General features: G+C 66.2%; 15 protein-coding genes and 1 pseudogene. 4 read left to right on the forward strand and 12 right to left on the reverse strand.

All coding sequences use genetic code 11. From position 1 onward, the window contains the following. From cobJ to B4I46_RS16445, 4 genes are all read left to right on the forward strand, one after another. The coding region (cobJ, locus tag B4I46_RS16430; RefSeq protein WP_286900993.1) for a precorrin-3B C(17)-methyltransferase at window positions 1–856 on the forward strand (856 nt) is incomplete at its 5' end. Between the two features lie 128 nt (window positions 857–984). Continuing rightward, window positions 985–1,776, forward strand: coding sequence for a hypothetical protein (locus B4I46_RS16435; protein ID WP_058541565.1), 792 nt, complete (start codon window positions 985–987; stop codon window positions 1,774–1,776). Between the two features lie 55 nt (window positions 1,777–1,831). Then, on the forward strand, window positions 1,832–2,551 hold the full coding sequence (locus B4I46_RS16440; RefSeq protein WP_286900995.1) for a hypothetical protein: 720 nt from the start codon (window positions 1,832–1,834) through the stop codon (window positions 2,549–2,551). Beyond that, complete coding sequence (locus B4I46_RS16445; RefSeq protein WP_043860476.1) at window positions 2,538–3,191, forward strand: hypothetical protein; 654 nt, start codon at window positions 2,538–2,540, stop codon at window positions 3,189–3,191. Before B4I46_RS16440 ends, B4I46_RS16445 begins: the two co-directional genes overlap by 14 nt. A gap of 3 nt (window positions 3,192–3,194) precedes the next feature. Here the strand turns inward: B4I46_RS16445 and B4I46_RS16450 are convergent, their stop codons facing one another. The 12 genes and pseudogenes from B4I46_RS16450 to B4I46_RS16505 all read right to left on the reverse strand — a co-directional run. Further along, a complete protein-coding gene (locus B4I46_RS16450) occupies window positions 3,195–3,791 on the reverse strand; it encodes a MarC family protein (RefSeq protein WP_043860475.1) in 597 nt (198 codons plus the stop codon). 39 nt (window positions 3,792–3,830) lie between these two features. Next, window positions 3,831–6,608 carry a hybrid sensor histidine kinase/response regulator gene (locus B4I46_RS16455; protein ID WP_043860474.1) on the reverse strand — a complete coding sequence of 926 codons (2,778 nt, stop codon included), beginning with the start codon at window positions 6,606–6,608 and terminating at the stop codon, window positions 3,831–3,833. A gap of 92 nt (window positions 6,609–6,700) precedes the next feature. Next, window positions 6,701–7,996, reverse strand: coding sequence for a phosphoribosylamine--glycine ligase (gene purD / locus B4I46_RS16460; protein ID WP_058541563.1), 1,296 nt, complete (start codon window positions 7,994–7,996; stop codon window positions 6,701–6,703). A 181-nt stretch (window positions 7,997–8,177) separates the two neighbouring features. Beyond that, window positions 8,178–9,785, reverse strand: a complete 1,608-nt coding sequence (gene purH, locus B4I46_RS16465) for a bifunctional phosphoribosylaminoimidazolecarboxamide formyltransferase/IMP cyclohydrolase (protein WP_123753279.1) — start codon at window positions 9,783–9,785, stop codon at window positions 8,178–8,180. 82 nt (window positions 9,786–9,867) lie between these two features. Then, entirely contained in the window at window positions 9,868–10,188 is a 321-nt protein-coding gene (gene fis / locus B4I46_RS16470) for a DNA-binding transcriptional regulator Fis (protein WP_003186237.1), read from the reverse strand. Beyond that, window positions 10,185–11,198 carry a tRNA dihydrouridine synthase DusB gene (dusB, locus tag B4I46_RS16475; protein WP_043860471.1) on the reverse strand — a complete coding sequence of 338 codons (1,014 nt, stop codon included), beginning with the start codon at window positions 11,196–11,198 and terminating at the stop codon, window positions 10,185–10,187. Before dusB ends, fis begins: the two co-directional genes overlap by 4 nt. 207 nt (window positions 11,199–11,405) lie before the next feature. Next, entirely contained in the window at window positions 11,406–12,737 is a 1,332-nt protein-coding gene (locus B4I46_RS16480; protein WP_286901003.1) for a DUF3426 domain-containing protein, read from the reverse strand. Window positions 12,738–12,777: 40 nt separating this feature from the next. Then, complete coding sequence (prmA, locus tag B4I46_RS16485; protein WP_286901004.1) at window positions 12,778–13,656, reverse strand: 50S ribosomal protein L11 methyltransferase; 879 nt, start codon at window positions 13,654–13,656, stop codon at window positions 12,778–12,780. 224 nt (window positions 13,657–13,880) lie between these two features. Further along, window positions 13,881–14,987 (reverse strand): acetoin dehydrogenase dihydrolipoyllysine-residue acetyltransferase subunit, encoded by a 1,107-nt coding sequence (locus tag B4I46_RS16490; protein ID WP_286901006.1) that lies wholly within the window; start codon window positions 14,985–14,987, stop codon window positions 13,881–13,883. Continuing rightward, window positions 14,984–16,003 (reverse strand): alpha-ketoacid dehydrogenase subunit beta, encoded by a 1,020-nt coding sequence (locus B4I46_RS16495; protein ID WP_058541559.1) that lies wholly within the window; start codon window positions 16,001–16,003, stop codon window positions 14,984–14,986. Before B4I46_RS16495 ends, B4I46_RS16490 begins: the two co-directional genes overlap by 4 nt. Before the next feature lie 39 nt (window positions 16,004–16,042). Further along, on the reverse strand, window positions 16,043–17,020 hold the full coding sequence (locus tag B4I46_RS16500; RefSeq protein WP_043860466.1) for a thiamine pyrophosphate-dependent dehydrogenase E1 component subunit alpha: 978 nt from the start codon (window positions 17,018–17,020) through the stop codon (window positions 16,043–16,045). A gap of 22 nt (window positions 17,021–17,042) precedes the next feature. After that, window positions 17,043–17,658 (reverse strand): annotated as a pseudogene (locus tag B4I46_RS16505) (ATP-NAD kinase); the annotation flags it as partial.

Below are 17,658 nucleotides of genomic sequence, written 5' to 3' on the forward strand. Positions count from 1 at the left end.
GTTGCTGGCGCCGCAGTGCGCAGGCGAGGGCGTGGCGATTGCGGTGGCCGGCCAGCCGATCGACCCGCAACGGATCGGGCGCGCCCGTGGCCGCCTGGCGGTGATCGGCCTGGGCCCGGGCGCCGCCGACCTGATGGTGCCGGCGGTCAAGGCCGAGCTGGCACGCGCCAATGACGTGCTGGGTTATGAAACCTATGTGCGCATGGCCGGCCCGTTCCGCGCCGATCAGGTGCTGCACTGCACCGACAACCGCGAAGAAATGCAGCGCGCACGGCATGCCTTCGAGCTGGCCGCGCAAGGCCGCTCGGTGGTGGTGGTATCGTCGGGCGACCCGGGCGTGTTCGCCATGGCAGCGGCGGTGCTCGAAGCCCTGCACGAGTCGACGGACCCGCAGTGGCACAGCGTCGAGCTGCAGGTGCTGCCGGGCGTCTCGGCCTCGCTGGCCACCGCCGCGCAGGCCGGTGCGCCGCTGGGGCATGACTTCTGCGTGCTGTCGCTGTCGGACAACCTCAAGCCCTGGGACATCATCGAGAAACGCCTGGACCTCGCCTGCCAGGCCGACCTGGCGCTGGCCTTCTACAACCCGATCTCGCGCTCGCGGCCCTGGCAGCTGGGGCGTGCCCTGGAGATCGTGCGCCAGCACCGAACGCCAGCCACCCCGGTGGTGCTGGGCCGTGACATCGGTCGCCCCGGCCAGACCCTGCGCACCCTGACCCTGGGCGAGCTGACGCCAGAGCAGGTGGACATGCGCACCATGGTGCTGGTGGGGTCGTCCACCACCTGCACCTTCGCGCGTGCCGACGGTGGCGAGTGGGTGTACACGCCGCGTTGGTATGGCGCCGGCCGCCCTGGATAGCCACAGGGTCTCGTAGGGAAAGAAAGGTGCGCCTGGAAACGGGCGCACCTTTTTTCATGCAGGCCCGGTGATAGTTTGCAGTGGCCTGGCTGTGCCGCGGCAAACCAAAACTGAACAAGGATGATGTTATGGATAACTCGACTGTGTTTCCCTGCGCGGAAAAAAGCGCTGAATTCTTCAGCAACCTGGAAGTACCGGATCTTCAGCATTCGCCGCTGTCCATGCGCGGGCTGCTGGCCAGTGAAGGGCTCGATGACGAAGCGGGCGAAGTGGCACTGATGACCAGCGAAGGCCCGACGATTCTGACCTTTGCCGACAAGCTGTCGGCGGACAAGCGCCAGATGGCCAAGGACGCCACCCTGTTCGCCGAGATGGTGGCCAACACCTCGGGCAGTATCCAGGAGCAGCCCCTGCAATGGCTGGCAGCCTACCGGGAGGCCATGCTGCACGCCGGCTGGTTCATGACCAGTTCGGACCGTCAGAGCTACAACACCAGCAAGCGCGACATCACCATGGACAGCGTGGTGCTGGAAATCGTCGCCTCGGTGGCCGGTGGCAACGCAGCCGCCATGATCCCGCTGGTTTCCAGGGCCCTCGACAAGCTCAAGGGCGACGAGGACATGATCACCCTGTTCAACAACAACAGCACCGGCGCGAGCAAGGACAGTTGCCGCATTCTGCCGTGCCTTGAAACGGATAACGGCGAAGCCGTGACACTGTTCATCGGGCTTGAATACAACAAGCGTACCGACAAGGGCGGCGCACTGTTCTGGAAGTGGGACAACGAAACCATGGACATCACTCAGGTGGCCACCATGGTCAACTGGAACGAACGTGTCTATCAGCGCAACAAAGACGACATCCACGACTACATGGGTATTTCCTCGGATAACTTCTTCAGGAAAATCAAGAAGAAGTAATTCTACCGGCACCGGTGTCAAGGCGCCGGTGCCGCTATCCTCAAGGAGTCGAGGCATGGCAATGCAGTACGAGACATGGGTCAATGGTGCGCAGCTGATTTCATTTCCCGGCGGGTTGAGCGCACCGGACAGGGATGATGTATTGAACTCCCACTTGCTGGCGCAGGTGTCGGCCAACCAGGACGGCCTGGTCACCGCCAACCCCCGGGCCTGGTTCAAGCGCAATGTGGACGGCCTGGGCCAGCTCATGTGGAGCACCCAGACCGTGCAGTCCGATGTGTCCAGGTTCGCCGGCCTGGATGACCTGAGCATCGTCGCGCTGGTGACCAGGCACCTGAAGAAGAAGTTGCCTGCGGCCATCGTGCGGCAGATGACCGGCATGCTGGAGCAGATTTGCGAACTGGCCTACGAGCACCCGGCGCGCCAGCTGTTTCGTGCCCAGGTGCTCGCGCACAGCCAGGCCAGCCAGCGCACGGCGATCAACTTCCAGCTCAGTGCGTGCACCGCGCCAGACCAGGTGTTCAGCCTGTTTGTGAGCCTGGCGCTGGTGGTGCCGCTTCAGCAGGACTTTCTGCACCAGACGTTCTGTGGGGTCGACAGCCCGGGCGACGCGCTGTTCTTCTACAGCCACAAGCAGTTGTCGGTTGCGCGGTATGCACGACTGCGCGACATGACGGTGGCAGCCCTGGAGGACGATGCCGTTGTGCTCAGGCGGGCGGTGCCGCAGGCCAAGGCCGACTGCTCGCTGCAAGGGGGCACCCATGACCTCCACTGAGCGTTCGCAGGTGATCGGCGACAACCGGGTGTCGTTCGGTGAGGGCATGGACCCTGCCGACATGCAGGACATGATGGACCTGATGGTGTACGCCGAGATGTACGCCAGCAAAGCGGTTGGTCAGCATGCCTCGCCGCAGGCCTGGAATGAGTTCCACCATGCCTGCCTGCTCCGGCATGGTTGCCGCCTGATCAGCTTTCTGTCGTCGGTGTCCACGGCTGCCCACGACCTGGCGCAGGTGCGTGCCTTCGAGGTCACGGTGGTACAGCGGGACGCCGAGGTGCTGTTTCACCAGGTGATCAGCCAGTCGCTGCGCGACCTCGACCTGGAGACCAAGGCCCGGCGCCACTTCGAGTCTTCGGCCATGCCCAGGCGCGACGTGGAGAAGGCCATGCACTGCAAGGTCACGCCCTGTTTCACCGATCGACGCAACCAGCCCATGCTGTGTTTCTGCGGGCTGGTGATGCGCTTTGAAGTGGACGTCGAACACGGCTTTCTGACCGATACCTACCGGCGCTACGTGACCCTGACGCCCCATGGTGGCTGCTATCTGTTCGATCGCCAGGCGTACGCGAGCCATCGCACGTTCGTACTGGCCCAGACCCGGGCACTCTCGGAAGGTTTCTTCCAGGACCGGTAGGGGCTAGAGCACCAGGTAGCCCTTGATCCCGGTGAAGATGATCTGCGCCGCCAGGGCGCACACGAACAGGCCCATCAGCCGGCTGACGATCTGCAGGCCCTGGTCGCCAAGCAGCCGTTCGATGCGGTGCGACAGAAACAGCACCAGGCCAACGGTGAAGCTGGCCAGGGCGATACTCACGATGGCCAGCAGCTTGTCGTCCCAGTGCGGCTGGCTGACGCCCATCACCAGCAGCGCACCGATGGTGCCGGGGCCGACGGTCAGCGGGATGGTCAACGGCACGATGGTCACGTCCTGCTGCACGTTGTCGGTGTTGACCGCCGACTTGCCCTGGGCCATGCCCAGCGCCGAGATGAACAGCACACTGCCGGCGCCGATGCGAAACGCGTCGGGGGTGATGCCGAAGATGCCGAAGATTGCCCGCCCGAACAGGTACAGCAGCACGCTGGCGATCAGTACCGCCAGCGCCACGCGCCAGGCCAGCTGCTTGCGCTCCTTGCTGGAGTGGCCGCGGGTCAGGCTGATGAAGCAGGACAGGACGAAGAACGGGCTGTAGAGCACGAGCATCTTCAGGTAGACGCTGAACAACTCATGGAGCATGGCGTGGGCTCGCGGCAAAGGGGGCGTTGGGCAAGTGTATCAGTGGGGGACGGGCGCGTTGTCGGGCTGCTCGTGGGGCTTGCGGTGGGCCACCCAGTATTCGATCAGTTCGCGCAGTTGCGACAGCTCCACCGGCTTGGCCATGTGCCCGTCCATGCCGGCCTGGCGTGCGCGCTCCTTGTGCTCGGCCAGGATGTGCGCGGTCAGCGCCACCACCGGCGTGCGCGGGCGCAGGCTGACCGCCTCCCAGGCGCGCAGCTGCTGGGTGGCCGAGAAGCCGTCCAGCACCGGCATCTCGCAGTCCATCAGCACCAGGTCGTAGCGCTGCGCCTTCATGGCCTGCAGGGCTTCCTCGCCGTTGCTGGCGGTGTCGGGCTCCAGGTTGAGCTTGCCGAGCATGCCGCGGATCACCTTGGTGGAGATGTTGTTGTCTTCGGCCACCAGGATGCGGAAGTCGGCGGGCACGTCCAGCGGGGTGGCCAGGCTGGGCGGCTGCATGCCGAGCATCTGGCCCTTGCTGCGCTGGGCCAGTTCTTCGGCCAGGGTGGTTTTGAGGGTGTAGCCGGCCACGGGCTTGGCCAGGATGCGCTTGACCCCGGCGTTGCGGGCGATGACCTTGCTCGGCGCATTGGTGATGCCGGTGAGCATGATGATCAGGATGTCGTGGTTCAGGCTCGGATCTTCCTTGATCTTGGCGGCCAGTTGCATGCCGGTCATGCCGGGCATGTTCTGGTCGAGCAGCACGGCATCGAAGTAGTCGCGCAGATGCGCCTTGGTGCGCAGCAGGGCCAGGGCTTCCTTGCCCGAGGGCACGGCGCTCACGTTCATGCCCCAGGCGCTGCACTGCTGCACCAGCACCTTGCGGCAGGTGTCGTTGTCGTCCACTACCAGCACCCGGGCATCGCGCAGCGGGCCGTCGAGGTCGGCGGCGGGCTGTTCGAGGCGCTGCGGGTCCAGCGGCAGGGTCATCCACAGGGTGTTGCCCTGGTTGTGGCTGGTCTTGATGCCGAACTCGCCCTGCATCAGGGCGATCAGTTGCTTGGCGATCACCAGGCCAAGCAGGCCGCCGAGCTTGTTGCTCGACAGCACGTGCTCGCTGTGCAACTCGGCCTGCAGCAGTGCCTCGCGCTCGCTGGGCGGGATCGGTTCGCCGCTGTCCTGCACGGCCAGGCGCAGGCGCGGGCTGCTGCCGCGCTGGTCCAGTGCCACCACCAGCAGGATCTCGCCCTGCTCGGTCTTTTTCAGGGCGTTTTCCAGCAGGCTCAGCAGGGCCTGGCGCAGGCGCGTGGGGTCACCGCTGATGACCCGCGGCACCTGTGGCTGGGTGAAGCTGATCAGTTCGATGTTCTGCTGTTCGGCCTTGGCCCTGAAGATGCTCAGGCAGTCCTCGATCAGGGCGTTGAGATCGAACTGCACGTCATCCAGCTCGATCTGGCCGGACTCGAGCTTGGAGATGTCGAGGATCTCGTTGATCAGGGTCAGCAGCTCGTTGCCGGCACTGTGGATGGTCTGCACATAGTCGCGCTGCTTGACCGACAGCGGGGTGCCCAGCAGCAGTTCGGTCATGCCCAGCACACCGTTCATCGGGGTGCGGATCTCGTGGCTGATGCGTGCCAGAAACTCTGCCTTGGCGTTGATTTCGGCGGTGCTGGCGGCCAGCTCGCGGCTGGCGCTGAAGCGCGCCTCGCTGATGCTGCGCAGGCGCTCGCCCAGGGCCATGTTGAGCAGAAGGCCGGTGAAGGCGGTGAACCCCAGCAGTATGAACAGCAGCCATTCGGTGGGGGTGCGGGTAAGGCCCAGCAGCGCCGGCAGCACCACCAGGCAGCCCAGGTTGAACACCAGCATGGCCAGGCTGAACAGGCGCGCCGGGGCGAAGCCGCGCACCCAGTGGCAAACGGCCGTGATCAGCATGCTCAGGCTGGCCAGGGCCACCAGCGCGTAGGTGGCCAGGTTCAACGGCAAGGTGTCGACGAACAGCAGCAACAGGCCGCCGATGGCGATCAGCAGGATCTCGCCTTGCAGCAGGCGGGCCAGGCGCGGCTGCTGCAGGGGGGCGAAGAAGCGCAGGGTGAAGGCCAGCCCGCAGAGGCTGGCGAGCAGGGCAGTGAGGTAGGCGGCCGGGGTCTGCGAGGTCTGCCAGAGGTTCCACGGCCCGCTCAGGTTGAGCAGGATCAGCGCGCTGAGCAGCATCAGGCTGTGGTAGCCGGCCAGCCACAGGCTGCTGGTGGAGCGCGAATAGCCGAAGCGCACCAGGTTGTGCAGGATCAGCATGCCCATGCAGCCGAACAGCAACCCGAACAGCAGTGGCTGGCGCTGGTCGGCGGCGGCGCTCACGGCGGGCATCAGGCTGATGCCGGGCCGCAGCTGGTGCTCGGAGACCAGCCGCAGGTAGAGGTCCTGGGCCTGGTCGCTGCTCGGCACCGCCAGCAGGTGATCGTTGGTGGTCAGGCTCACCGGGCCGTTGGTGTCCGGGCGGCCGTTGTGGGACTGCTCGATCAGCCGGGCGCCGTCGACCACATACAGGTTCAGGTGCGACAGGTCCGGGGCGAACAGGCGCAGTACCTGTTCGGGCTGGTGTGGGGGCAGGTGGTAATGCAGCCAGAGCGCCTGCTGGGGCTCGGCGGCATCGAGCTGGTTGAGCTCGATGGGACTGAACTGGTTACGGTAACGCTCGGAACGGATGTCGCTCAGTTGCAGGTTGGCCTGATCGTCGAGCAATACCGACCACCCACTGCCCGAATCGGCCGTGGCCGGGAACAGGCAGAGCAGAGTCAGCAGGCTGACGGTGAGTCCAATGGCAATCCTGAGCCAACGCACGAGATATCCCTTCCTAGCCAAATGCCGGTTTGCAACTATGCGCGGCGTGCCAAGCCGAAGGCAAGGCCCCTTTGGAGCCTTGCCGTGTCAGCTTACTCCTGGTGCTCGCCACGTTCACGGGCGATGGCGCGGTAGCCGATGTCGGTGCGGTAGAAACTGCCGTCCCACTCGATTTCGGCGGCCAGGCGGTAGGCCTGCTGCTGCGCGGCTTCGACGGTCTCACCCAGGGCAGTGGCACACAGTACGCGACCACCGCTGGTGACCACCTGGCCGTCCTTGAGGGCGGTACCGGCATGGAAAACCTTGCCGGTGAGCCTGGCTGCGGCGTCCAGGCCGCTGATCGGTGCGCCCTTGGCGTAGTCGCCCGGGTAGCCGCCGGCGGCCAGTACAACGCCCAGGCTCGGCTGCGGGTTCCACTGCGCTTCGACCTTGTTCAGGGCCTTGGCGAACGCCGCTTCGATCAGCAGCACCAGGCTCGATTCCAGGCGCAGCATCACCGGCTGGGTTTCCGGGTCGCCGAAGCGGCAGTTGAACTCGATGACCTTGGGGTTGCCGGCCTTGTCGATCATCAGCCCGGCATACAGGAAGCCGGTGTACACGTTGCCTTCGGCTGCCATGCCGTTGACGGTCGGCCAGATCACCTGGTCCATCACGCGCTGGTGGACCTCGGCGGTGACCACCGGGGCTGGCGAGTAGGCGCCCATGCCGCCGGTGTTGGGGCCGGTGTCGGCGTTGCCGACGCGCTTGTGGTCCTGGCTGGTGGCCATCGGCAGCACGTTCTGCCCGTCGACCATGACGATGAAGCTGGCTTCCTCGCCGTCGAGGAACTCTTCGATGACCACGCGCGAACCGGCGTCGCCGAAGGCATTGCCGGCGAGCATGTCGCGTACCGCGTCCTCGGCTTCAGCCAGGGTCATGGCGACGATCACGCCCTTGCCCGCAGCCAGGCCGTCGGCCTTGATCACGATCGGTGCGCCTTTTTCGCGCAGGTAGGCCAGGGCCGGCTCCACTTCGGTGAAGTTCTGGTAGTCGGCGGTCGGGATCTTGTGACGGGCCAGAAAGTCCTTGGTGAAGGCCTTGGAGCCTTCCAGCTGCGCCGCGCCCTTGGTGGGGCCGAAGCAGTCCAGGCCGCGGCTGCGGAACAGGTCGACCACGCCGGCCACCAACGGGCCCTCGGGGCCGACGATGGTCAGGGCGACGTTCTTCTCGGCGAAGTCGGCCAGTTGGTCCAGGGCGGTGACGTCGATGTCGACGTTCTTGCACTTGGCTTCGGTGGCGGTGCCGGCGTTGCCGGGGGCGACGAAGACAGTCTCGACGCGAGGGTCCTGGGCAACTTTCCAGGCCAGGGCGTGTTCGCGGCCGCCGCTACCGATGATCAAAACGTTCATGTCAAAACCTCGATGACGCTAATTCGGATGAGTGCTGTTCTGTGCAGGTCATTGCAAGAGCGAGGTCCTGTGGGAGCGGGCTTGACCCGCGATGGGGGCCACGCGATCAGGAAGTACCGCGTCGCTCGCATCGCGGGTCAAGCCCGCTCCCACAGGGATATGTCTGCACCTTTTCTGTTGGTCAGTGACGGAAGTGGCGCATGCCGGTGAACACCATCGCGATGCCGGCTTCGTCCGCCGCAGCAATCACCTCGGCATCACGCATCGAACCGCCCGGCTGGATCACCGCAGTGATACCCACCTTGGCCGCGTTGTCGATACCGTCGCGGAACGGGAAGAACGCATCCGAGGCCATGACCGCACCCTGTACCTGCAGGCCGGCATGCTCGGCCTTGATCGCGGCGATGCGCGCCGAGTTCACGCGGCTCATCTGGCCGGCGCCGACACCGATGGTCTGGCGGTTCTTGGCGTAGACGATGGCGTTGGACTTGACGTACTTGGCCACTTTCCAGGCGAAGATCAGGTCGTGGATTTCCTGCTCGGTCGGCGCACGCTTGGTCACCACCTTCAGGTCGCCCTCGGTGATCATGCCGATGTCGCGGCTCTGTACCAGCAGGCCGCCGGTGACGCGCTTGTAGTCCCAGGCAGCGGCACGCTCGGCCGACCACTGGCCGCACGCCAGCAGGCGCACGTTGGCCTTGGCGGCCACCACGGCGCGGGCTTCTTCGCTCACGCTCGGGGCGATGATCACTTCGACGAACTGACGCTCGACGATGGCCTTGGCGGTTTCGGCATCCAGCTCGCGGTTGAACGCGATGATGCCGCCGAAGGCTGATTCGGTATCGGTGGCGTAGGCCAGCTCGTAGGCCTGGCGGATGCCGCCCTCGGCGTCCGGGCTGACGGCCACGCCGCACGGGTTGGCGTGCTTGACGATCACGCAGGCCGGCTTGACGAAGCTCTTGACGCATTCCAGCGCGGCGTCGGTGTCGGCCACGTTGTTGTACGACAGCTCCTTGCCCTGCAGCTGGGTGGCGGTGGCGATGCCGGCCTCGCTCGGCTTGGCCTCGACGTAGAACGCCGCGCTCTGGTGCGGGTTCTCGCCGTAGCGCATTTCCTGGGCCTTGACGAACTGGCTGTTGAAGGTGCGCGGGAACTGGCTGCGGTCTTCGGTGCTCAGGGTGTCGGCCGCCTGGTTCACGGTGCCCATGTAGTTGGCGATCATGCCGTCGTAGGCGGCGGTGTGCTCGAACGCCTTGAGCATCAGGTCGAAGCGCTGGGCGTAGGTCAGGCCACCGGCCTTGAGGCTCTCGAGTACCTGGCCGTAGTCGCTGGCGTTGACCACGATGGCCACGTCCTTGTGGTTCTTGGCCGCCGAGCGAACCATGGTCGGGCCGCCGATGTCGATGTTCTCGATGGCGGTCGGCAGGTCGCAGCCCGGCTTGGAGATGGTGGCTTCGAAGGGGTACAGGTTGACGGCGACCAGGTCGATCGGCTTGATCCCGTGCTCGGCCATGATGGCGTCATCGGTACCGCGACGGCCGAGGATGCCACCGTGGATCTTGGGGTGCAGGGTCTTGACCCGGCCGTCCATCATTTCGGCAAAGCCGGTGTAGTCGGCAACTTCCACCGCGGCGACGCCATTGTCCTGGAGCAACTTGAAGGTGCCACCGGTGGACAGGATCTCGACGCCGAGCTGTTGCAGCTCACGGGCGAATTCGAGGATTCCGGTCTTGTCGGAAACGCTGATCAAGGCGCGGCGGATCGGCAGGCGGGTAGTCTGGTCGGTCATTTCAGATTCCATAACGCGGTGGAGTCAGCAAAAAAGGCGACCTCATCGAATGGGAGCCGCCTTTTCTGGTGTGGATTCGTTGTTACAGCAGATCGTACTGCTTGAGCTTCTTGCGCAAGGTGCCCCGGTTGAGCCCCAGCAGCTCGCTGGCCTTGGTCTGGTTGCCCTTGACGTAGTTCATCACGCTTTCGAGCAAGGGTGCCTCGACTTCAGAGAGCACCAGGTTGTACACGTCCGTGACAGCAGCGCCCTCGAGGTGCGCAAAGTAGTTGTGCAGCGCCTTCTCCACGCTCCCGCGAAGGGTCTGGCCCTCTTCGCTCGGGGTGTTCAGGTGCTGTTTCAGGTTGACGTTGTCGCTCACGGGCGTTGTTCCACTCACTAAAGTCTCGGTCATCATCGTCATGCGGCCACCCCTTGTCCGTCCTCTGTCTCAAGGCTCTGTTCACGTTCGCGGAAAAACTCGCGAACGTCGGCGCACTGCGCGTGTGTTTCTTCCAAACCATTGAAGCGGGCGCGAAACTCCCTGGCGCCCGGTAACGTTGCCAGGTACCAGCCCACATGCTTGCGGGCGATACGCACACCCATCACATCGCCATAGAAGGCGTGCAGCGCGGCCAGGTGCTCCAGCAGAATTCGTTCCACTTCAGCCAACTGCGGTGCCGGCAACAGCTCGCCGGTGCGCAGGTAGTGCTCGACCTCGCGAAAGATCCACGGCCGCCCCTGGGCGGCGCGGCCGATCAGCAGGCCGTCGGCGCCGGTGGCGTCGAGCACCTGTCGGGCCTTTTGCGGCGACGTGATGTCGCCATTGGCAAATACCGGTATCGACACCGCCTGCTTGATGGCGGCGATGGTGTCGTACTCGGCGTCGCCGGTGTACAGGTCGGCACGGGTGCGGCCATGTACGGCCAGTGCCTGAATGCCTGCCTGCTCGGCGATCTTCGCCACGGTCAGGCCATTCTTGTTGTCCCGGTCCCAGCCGGTGCGGATCTTGAGGGTAACGGGTACGTCCACGGCGGCGACCACCGCCTGGAGGATCTCGTTGACCAGTACTTCATCCTTCAATAAAGCAGAGCCTGCAGCTTTGTTGCAGACTTTTTTTGCCGGGCAGCCCATGTTGATATCGATGATCTGCGCGCCGGCCTCGACATTGGCCCGGGCCGCGGCCGCGAGCATCTGCGCGTCACCGCCGGCGATCTGCACCGAGCGGGGCTCGGGATCGCCATCGTGAATCATGCGCAGGCGCGACTTGCGGCTGTTCCACAGGCTCATGTCGCTGCTGACCATTTCGGACACCACCAGGCCTGCGCCCATTCGTCGGCACAGCTGACGAAAAGGCTGGTCCGTGACCCCGGCCATCGGGGCAAGGATCAGGGCGTTCTGCAGTGTGTATGGGCCGATGCGTACCGCCGACATAGGAGTTCCCTGTTGTGGGGGCCGATCTTAGAGTTCGAAAAAGGGTGGGCATGATACCCGCTCTCGGTGACCGGATAAAGGTCGATCTGGATAAAATATGAACAGTTTGAGCGGCAAGCGACAAGCTTCAAGCCCCAGCCAAAAGCAGGAGTGGCGTGATACCGCGCTTTTCTCTTGCCGCCTGAAGCTTGCCGCTGGTCGCTGGGTTTACTCCGGCGAGCGGAAGCTCAGGCTGTAGTTGACCGCCTTCGGGCCCGGATCGAGGATGTCCAGGGCGATGTGGATCGGGGTCTGGCTGGGCATTTCGGCCTTGCCGGCCAGCTCGCCGCTCAGGTACTCGCCGGGCTTGAAGCGACGGCTGGCGATCAGTTGGCCGTTGAGGTCGGCAAACCGCAGCTCCAGCAGCGGGAATGGCTGCGAGAAGGGCGCACGATTGTAGATGATCGCGTCCACGATCAACGCGCCGGCAAAGTCCGGGTGGCTGCGGACCACCAGGTTGCTGCTCTTGATGCGGGCGATGTCGACCTTGGAAGGCACTTCGCAGCCCAGTTGCGGGCACAGCTGCTGGAACCAGGGGCGGTACTGGTCCTGGCGGGCCAGTTCGTCGAAGTGATAGGCGATGTACTGGCCAGCCAGTGCCGCGCCAGCCAGAAGAGTCAGCAGCGCCCACAGCAGGCGCCGGCCCCAGTGGCTGCGCGGCTTCTGCCAGTCGAGCTGCAGCGGGTCGTCGACGATGTCGACCAGCGCCGGCTTGCGCGGCGAGCGTGCGGCCATCGGGCCAAGGTCGGGTTCGTGGCGGGTATTCGGGGCGTCGTCGAACGCCGGGTCCGGCGTATCGGGCTCATCGCCCGGGTCGCGTGCCGACAGGTGCTCGGCCACCACGTCGGGGTCGTGGAGGGGCTGCTCGCGCAGCGGGGGCTCGTCATCCAGGCCGTCCAGGTCCAGCGACAGCGAGGGTTCGGTGCGCTCGCCCGGCAGCGCCACGGTAGCCGGGACGGGTTCGTCGACCAGCGGCGGCTGCGGCGTTGCCTGGGCTTCGCGTTCGTCGGCCGGGCTGCTGAACAGGCTGTCGGTGTACGAGGTGTCGTCCGGGCCGTCGCGCTGGGCGCTGAGGCTGTCCTCGCGGCGTGGCGCCAGGTCGAAGTCTTCGGCCTGGCTGCGCTTGAACTCGCTGATCGGCTGGATTTCGCGTTGCTCCAGGCGGGCGAGTTCCTGGTCGAGGTCCAGTTGGTCGAGGTCGACGTCCAGCGCGCTGGCCGTCCATTCGCGCTGGCTGATCGGCGCGGCGGCCGGCGGCGCTGGCTGCGGTGCATGTTCGGGTTCGGCCACCGGCGCAGGCAACGGCATTGCCGGCGGCGGCGCGGGGGCGACCTGCAGCGCCTGTTGCGCTGCACTCTGCTCCAGCAGCTGCTTGGCGGCGTTGAATACCTGCAGGCAATTGCCGCAGCGCACTACCCCGCGGGCCACACTCAATTGAGTGTGGCTGACGCGAAAGCTGGTCTGGCAATGCGGGCACTGGGTGACGAAACTGTCGGTCATGCGGCGGTCCGGGTTGTGCAGAGTTGTAGTCTAGGCGCAGTTAGCGCCGGCGACCACTGATGCGTACCCAGCCATCGCGCACGGCGATCGGGTCCAGGTCGAAGTCCTTGGCGTAGGCGGCGGCCACTTCATCGCCCTGTTCGGCGAGGATGCCCGACAGCGCCAGCAGGCCGCCGGGGCGTACCAGGCCGGACAGCTGCGGGGCCAGCGAGACCAGCGGGCCGGCGAGGATGTTGGCTACCAGCACGTCGGCCTGCATGGCCGGCATGTCCTGGGGCAGGTACAGGTCGAACAGCGCGTCGGCGATGCCGTTGCGCCCGGCATTGTCGCGCGAGGCCTCGATGGCCTGCACGTCGATGTCGGTGCCCACCGCCTTGCGTGCGCCCAGCAGCAGCGCGGCGATGGCGAGGATGCCCGAGCCGCAGCCGAAGTCGAGTACTTCAGTGCCGTTCAGGTCCTGGCCGTCGAGCCATTCCAGGCACAGGGCGGTGGTCGGGTGGGTGCCGGTGCCGAACGCCAGGCCCGGGTCGAGCAGCAGGTTGACGGCGTCCGGCTCGGGGGCGGCGTGCCAGCTGGGCACGATCCACAGGCGCTGGCCGAAGCGCATGGGCTGGAAGTTGTCCATCCAGCTGCGTTCCCAGTCCTGGTCTTCGATCGCTTCGGCCTGGTGCTCGGGCAGGGCGGCCCCGGTCAGCAGTTGCAGGTGGGCAAACACTGCCTCGGGTTCGGCGTCGGCTTCGAACAGGGCCAGCAGGTGGGTGTGCGACCACAGCGGGGTGGTGTTGAGGTCCGGTTCGAAGATCGGCTGGTCTTCGGCGTCCATGAAGGTGACGGAGACGGCGCCGACTTCGAGCAGGGCATCTTCGTAGGTTTCGGCTTGTTCCGGGCTGATGGCCAGACGTACTTGCAGCCAGGGCATGGCGGGCACCTTTGGGTAATTCGTGGAGGGCAGCCGCTGGGGGCTGCGCGAAGCGCGCCAGTTTACTTGAGTGCGAGGGGTTTGTATCGGGGGCGCTGCAGTGTCTGTACTGGCGTGATCGCGGGTCAAGCCCGCTCCCACAGAGACGGCAGTGATCCTTGTGGGAGCGGGCTTGACCCGCGATCGGGCTGCAGAGCAGCCCTCGAGACACAAACCGGTGCTGGTCAGTGCCCGCGCAAAAACGCCAGCAGCCGCGCATTGACCTGCTCGGCCGCTTCCAGCTGCACCATGTGCCCCTGGCCCGGCAGTATCGCCACCTCGGCTGGCAGGCCGTCCACATGGGTGGCCGGGACGATCGCGTCATCGCTGCCCCACAGCACCAGCGTCGGCTGCTGCGCCACCACCGGGCGCAGATCGTGACGTTGCACGCCGTCGCTGGCCAGTGCGTCGGCCAGTTGTCGCAGGGCCTCGTCCACCCCCTCCAGGCGCTTGAACCTGAGCATGTCCTCGAGCATCTGCCGGGTCACCAGCCCGGGGTCGGAGAACAGCTGCGTCATCTGCGGCTTCAGGGCGTTGCGGTTGGCCGCCGCAACGATGCCCTGCAGGTAGCCGCCATTGATCTCGCGCCCCAGCCCGGCGCTGGCGATCAGGCTCAGCGACTGCACCCGCGCAGGTGCCAGCCGCGCCAGGTTCAAGGCCACCGCACCACCCATGGAGTGCCCGGCCAGGTGCACGCGCCCCAGGTCCAGGTGATCGAGCAGGGCCAGCACGCTCTGGCTCAGCTCATCCAGGTCGCCGCGTTGCAGGTGCTTGCCCGACTCGCCATGCCCGGGCAGGTCGAGGGCGATCACCCGGCGCTCGGCGGCCAGCGCCGGGTGGTTGAACATCCAGTTGTTCAGGTCGCCGCAGAAGCCGTGGATCAACACCAGCGGCGTACCGCCTTCGCCGAGGTCGAAGTAGCGCACCCGGTGCCCGTCCAGCTCGACTTTCTGCGGCGCCGGGCCGCTGTCCTGCTCGGCGCCGTCACCGGGCACGAACTCGGCCTGAAAGCGCTGCACCACCGCATCGATCTGCGCGTCGCTGGCCTCGCCCTCGACCACCACGGCCAGCAGCGCCCCCACTGCCAGGGTTTCGTCGGGCCTGGCGATCTGACGGCGCAGCACGCCGCTGAACGGTGCCTCGACGCTGCTGGAGATCTTGTCGGTCTCCACGTCCAGCACCTCGTCGCCCTTGCTGATGTGCTCGCCTTCCTGCTTGAGCCAGGTGTCGATGCGCCCCTCGGTCATCGACAGGCCCCACTTGGGCATGGTCAGGGTATGGATCTGGCTCATGCCGCGTCCCTCCCTTTCATCACTGTGTGCACGGCAGCCTCGATCTTGGCGGCGGTGGGGATGTAGAGGTCTTCCAGCGCGTCGGAGAACGGCACCGGGGTGTGCGGCGCAGTGACCATCTCGATCGGGCCCTTGAGTGCGCCGAAGGCTTTCTGCGCCACCAGCGCACTGATGTCGGTGGCCATCGAGCAGCGCGGGTTGGCTTCGTCGATCACCACCAAGCGGCCGGTCTTTTCCACGCTTTCGAGAATGCTGTCTTCATCCATCGGGCTGGTGGTGCGCAGGTCGAGCACCTCGCAGTCGATGCCCTGGCGCGCCAGGTTGGCCGCCGCCTCCATGGCCAGGTGGACCATGCGACCGTAGGTCACCAGGGTGATGTCGTCGCCGTCACGCAAGAAGTTGGCCTCGCCGAACGGCACGGTGTAGACCTCTTCCGGCACTTCGCCCTGCAGGCTGTAGAGCAGCTTGTGCTCGCAGAAGATCACCGGGTCGTTGTCGCGGATCGCTTGGATCAGCAGGCCCTTGGCGTCGTACGGCGACGACGGGCACACCACCTTCAGGCCCGGGATGTGGGTCCACAGCGAGGTGAGCATCTGCGAGTGCTGGGCGGCGGCGCGCAGGCCGGCGCCGACCATGGTGCGCATCACCAGCGGGGTGACCGCCTTGCCGCCGTACATGTAGCGAAACTTGGCTGCCTGGTTGAGGATCTGGTCCAGGCAGCAGCCGGCAAAGTCGACGAACATCAGTTCGCACACCGGGCGCAGGCCCTGGGTGGCGGCGCCGACCGCTGCGCCCACATAGCCGATTTCCGATAGCGGCGCGTCCAGTACGCGGCCGGGGAACTGCCCGTAAAGGCCCTTGGTGACGCCGAGCACACCGCCCCAGGCGTCATTCTCGCCCGGTGCACCGGCACCGCCGGCGACGTCCTCGCCAATGATGAACACCGTGGGGTCGCGGCGCATTTCCTGGGCCAGGGCTTCGTTGATGGCCTGTTGGTAGCTGATTTTTCTCGCCATGATGATTCTCCGATTGTTCTTGTTGTAAGGGCAGCGTGCTCAGGGGTAGGCGACGTACACGTCGCTGAGCAGGTCGGCAGGCTGGGGCTTGGGGTCGGACTTGGCGCGGCGCACGGCGTCTTCGATCAGGTCCTCGACCTGGGCATCCACCAGGTCCAGTTGGGCGTCGCCGAGCAGCCCGGCGCGGGTGGTGCGCTGGCGGAACTGCATCAGGCAGTCGCGGGTTTCGCGCAGGTTCTTCACCTCGTCCGGGGCGCGGTAGGTTTGCGCGTCGCCTTCGAAGTGGCCGTAGTAGCGGGTCAGCTTGACCTCCACCAGCGACGGGCCCTGGCCGCTGCGGGCACGCTCGATGGCGGCGCCGGCCGCCTCGTGCACGGCAAAGAAGTCGTAGCCGTCGATGGTCACCCCGGGCATGCCGAAGCCGGCGGCGCGGTCGGCGATGTGGTCGCACGCCACCGACCAGTTGGAGGCGGTGGCCTCGGCGTAGCCGTTGTTCTCGGCCACGAAGATGCACGGCAGGTTCATGATGGCGGCCAGGTTCATGGCCTCGAACACCGCACCCTCGTTGGAGCCGCCGTCGCCGAAGAACACCACGGCCACGTCATCGGTGCCCTTGAGCTTGGCCGCCAGGGCAGCGCCGGCCACCAGGGGCGCGCCGGCGCCGACGATGCCGTTGGCGCCGAGCATGCCCTTTTCCAGGTCGGCGATATGCATCGAGCCGCCCTTGCCGCCGCACACGCCGGTCTTCTTGCCGTAGATCTCGGCCATCATGCCGTGCACGTCCACGCCCTTGGCGATGCAGTGGCCGTGGCCGCGGTGGTTGGAGGCGATGCAGTCGCTGTCGCGCAGGTGCGCCATGACCCCGGCGGCCGACGCCTCTTCGCCGGCATACAGGTGCACGAAGCCTGGGATCTCGCCGGTGGCGAACTCGATGTGCAGGCGCTCTTCGAAGGCGCGGATGGTGCGCATGACCCGGTAGGCATGCAGGAGTTGCTCGGTGTTCAGGTGAGTGGACATCTTGTTGTTCTCCAGGGTTGTCTCAGCACTGAGGGTGCGCAGGGTGTTGCGGGTGTTCGCGGCCTACCGCCAGCAGGCGATGGCGGGCGGCGAAGGCCAGTACGGCCTCCACGTCGATGCTCAGGGGGCCGTGGGCGTCGAGGGTGACGGTGGGGCGGTCGTGCTCGCTGAACTCGATCTCGCGCTCGCCGTCCAGCGCCAGGGTGCCGCTGGACAGGCTCAGGGAGTAGGCGACGCCCGGTGCCAGCGGGCCGGCGGCCGTGATGCCGCAGCCTTGCACCAGGCCAGGGGCCAGCGGCGCCAGCAGCGCCTGTTCGGCCTGGCCGTTCAGACGCACCCAGGCCCCTTCGGCGGCGTGGCGCGACACCGGGCACCACAGCCCGCACAGCGCCGAGAGGCCGATGGCGTGGGGTTCGGCGAAGGTGGCGAAGACTTCGGCAAGGTCTTCGGCGCGGCTCAGGGCGCGGGCGCCGATGAAGCGCTGCGGCGACACCGCGACTTCCACCAGCGCCCATTCGCACAGCTCCCGCGCCGGGTCGCGCACCAGCAGGCGCTTGTTGCGGCGCAGGCCCACCTGGGCCGGGATGCGCCCGGCGGCGAACAGCCCGCCGGCCAGCCCGGCGCTGGTGGCCTCGCGC

The organism is Pseudomonas sp. UBA7500 (assembly GCF_002478435.1).
GTDB classification, from domain to species: Bacteria; Pseudomonadota; Gammaproteobacteria; order Pseudomonadales; family Pseudomonadaceae; genus Aquipseudomonas; species Aquipseudomonas palmensis.